This is a genomic window from Pantoea sp. SIMBA_079 (genome assembly GCF_046940275.1).
GTDB lineage: Bacteria > Pseudomonadota > Gammaproteobacteria > Enterobacterales > Enterobacteriaceae > Pantoea > Pantoea borealis.
The window spans coordinates 1-279 of sequence record NZ_JAWRYR010000198.1 but is presented as its reverse complement, the minus strand read 5'-3'; the positions used below and the strand labels follow the sequence as shown (position 1 = coordinate 279).

Sequence of the window (279 nt, the reverse complement as noted above, 5' to 3'; positions counted from 1 at the left end):
CCTTCGACCTGGCCCGCATCGACGCGATCACTCCGACCGTGACACAGGGCGCCGCCTTCGACCCGCTCATCCGCTGGGACAAGGTCTCGAAGGTGGAGCTGTTCGACGGCACCCAGTGGAACGACATCACCTCGGAGGCCTGCGCCTCGGCGAACGCCTGCGACGGCATCTTCCCCGGCTACACGCTGACGGCGGCTGAGCGCGCCTCGACCCAGGGCGTGCGCCTGACGGTGATCGAGAGCCCGAACCGGGCCGCGCGCATCCAGTCGACCGGCGACC

General features: G+C 70.3%; 1 protein-coding gene. It reads left to right on the top strand.

Annotation, left to right across the window (positions count from 1 at the left end; genetic code table 11):
* On the top strand, positions 1-279 hold a 279-nt coding region (locus SB719_RS19690; protein ID WP_412159670.1), incomplete at both ends, for a hypothetical protein.